Genomic DNA, 2,808 nt, shown 5'->3' with positions numbered 1-2,808 from the left:
CGGGCTTAGATGCCTTCAGCTCTTATCCCTTCCAAACTTAGCTTCCCAGCTATGCACTTGGCAGTACAACTGGTGCACCAGCGGTTTGTCCATCCCGGTCCTCTCGTACTAAGGACAGCTCCTCTCAAATTTCCTACGCCCACGACGGATAGGGACCGAACTGTCTCGCGACGTTCTGAACCCAGCTCGCGTGCCTCTTTAATGGGCGAACAGCCCAACCCTTGGGACCTACTTCAGCCCCAGGATGAGACGAGCCGACATCGAGGTGCCAAACCTCCCCGTCGATGTGGACTCTTGGGGGAGATAAGCCTGTTATCCCCGGGGTAGCTTTTATCCGTTGAGCGATGGCCCTTCCACTCGGTACCACCGGATCACTAAGTCCTGCTTTCGCATCTGCTCGACTTGTTGGTCTCGCAGTTAAGCTCCCTTCTGCCTTTATACTCTTCGCACGATTTCCGTCCGTGCTGAGGGAACCTTTGAACGCCTCCGTTACTCTTTCGGAGGCGACCGCCCCAGTCAAACTGTCCAACTGAGAGTGTCCCTTCCCCAGTTTCATGGGGTTAGGTTAGAATTCTAGCATTAAAAGAGTGGTATCCCAACGGTGACTCCTAAGATACTGGCGTACCTTATTCTTCGTCTCCCACCTATTCTGTACGTTTAATCCCAAAATTCAATCTCAGCCTACAGTAAAGCTCCACGGGGTCTTTCCGTCCTGTCGTGGGTAAGCGGCATCTTTACCGCTACTACAATTTCACCGGATCCTTTGTTGAGACAGTGCCCAAATCGTTACACCTTTCGTGCGGGTCGGAACTTACCCGACAAGGAATTTCGCTACCTTAGGACCGTTATAGTTACGGCCGCCGTTTACTGGGGCTTCAGTTCTAAGCTTCGCTTATGCTAACTTTTTCCCTTAACCTTCCAGCACCGGGCAGGTGTCAGCTCCTATACTTCGTCTTTCGACTTCGCAGAAACTTGTGTTTTTGGTAAACAGTCGCTTGGGCCTTTTCACTGCGGCCCCCTTTTACAGGGGCTCCCCTTCTCCCGAAGTTACGGGGTCATTTTGCCGAGTTCCTTAACAAAGGTTTTTCCGCTCGTCTTAGGATTCTCTCCTCACCTACCTGTGTCGGTTTGCGGTACGGGCGATACTTCTCTTGTAGTGGCTTTTCTTGGCAGTGTGGAGTTATAAGCTTCTCTACTTGTTTTCGATCCGCATCACGCTTTAGACTTCTCGGAAAGCGGATTTGCCTACTTCCCATCCTTTGCGCTTGCACGCCTCACCAACTGGGCGCTCTTATTATCCTTCTGCGTCCCCACTTCCTCACTGATTGTATCGGTACAGGATTTTCAACCTGTTGTCCATCGACTACGCTTTTCAGCCTCGCCTTAGGTCCCGACTTACCCTGAGTGGACGAGCCTTGCTCAGGAATCCTTAGGTTTTCGACGGGTGAGATTCTCACTCACCTCTCGCTACTCATGCCAGCATTCTCTCTTGTATGATGTCCACAGTGCTTTTCAACTTCTGCTTCTTCCTTCATACATTGCTCCTCTACCAACGTTTTTCGTTCCATAGCTTCGGTATATAGTTTAGCCCCGGTTATCTTCGGCGCAGAGTCACTTGACTAGTGAGCTATTACGCACTCTTTAAATGAGTGGCTGCTTCTAAGCCAACATCCTAGTTGTCTCAGTAACTCCACATCCTTTCCCACTTAACTATAATTTTGGGACCTTAGCTGATGGTCTGGGCTCTTTCCCTTTCGACTATGAAGCTCATCCCCCATAGTCTGACTCCCTAGCGTATGATTTGGTATTCGGAGTTTGATAGGTCTCGGTAACATATGCATGCCCCTTGACCAGTCAGTGCTCTACCCCCTTTTCATTCTTGCTAGAGGCTAGCCCTAAAGCTATTTCGAGGAGAACCAGCTATCTCCGTGTTCGTTTGGCTTTTCACCCCTATCCACAAGTCATCCGATAGCTTTTAAACGCTACCCGGTTCGAGCCTCCATTGAATTTTACTTCAACTTCACTCTGCTCATGGATAGATCACACGGTTTCGGGTCTACGACTACTAACTTTTGCCCTCTTTAGACTCGCTTTCGCTTCGGCTCCACATCTTTAATGTTTAACCTTGCTTGTAATCGTAACTCGCTGGCCCGTTCTACAAAAAGTACACGATCGTGGCTTTTGCCACTTTCGCTGCTTGTAAACACTAGGTTTCAGATTCTATTTCACTCCCCTCCAGGGGTTCTTTTCACCTTTCCCTCACGGTACTTGTTCGCTATCGGTCACCAAGTAGTATTTAGCCTTAGGGGGTGGTCCCCCTGTATTCCCACTGAATTTCTCGTGTCCCGTGGTACTCTTTTGTGTCAGATATCTTCGCCTTCGTCTACGGGACTGTTACCTTCTTTGGTTCGTCTTCCCAGATGATTCGACTGGCTATTTTCTCTTTTTACACGTTTGGGCTCTTCCCTGTTCGCTCGCCGCTACTTTGGGAATCGAGTTTTCTTTCTCTTCCTCAGGTTACTTAGATGTTTCAGTTCACCTGGTTCGCTTCCTATAGTTATTTATTGGCTATAGGATTCCTCTTTTGAGGTGGGTTTCCCCATTCGGATATCTGAGGCTTGGCTTATTTGCAACTAACCTCAGCTTTTCGCAGCTTGTCACGTCCTTCTTCGCCTCTTGGTGCCTAGGCATTCTCCTAGTGCTCTTTTTAACTTGACCTTTGTTAATAAACATTTCTGTTTATTTCCAGTTTAATTGTTCTTTAAGAAATTTTGATTAGTTTTTTTAGTTGTTATGGTTCAAAACTTT

1 rRNA gene is annotated in these 2,808 nt (G+C 48.3%); it reads right to left on the bottom strand.

Going from position 1 to position 2,808, the window contains the following annotated elements:
- Nucleotides 1-2,718: ribosomal RNA gene (locus tag RH95_RS09035) — 23S ribosomal RNA — on the bottom strand; the annotation flags it as partial.
- Nucleotides 2,719-2,808 lie beyond the last annotated feature (90 nt).

Origin of the sequence: Peptoniphilus rhinitidis 1-13 (genome assembly GCF_000246925.1) — a bacterium.
In the GTDB taxonomy this organism is placed as follows: Bacteria; Bacillota; Clostridia; order Tissierellales; family Peptoniphilaceae; genus Peptoniphilus_A; species Peptoniphilus_A lacydonensis.
Note: the sequence above shows the minus strand (reverse complement) of the source record. Positions and strands in the feature narration are given on the sequence as shown.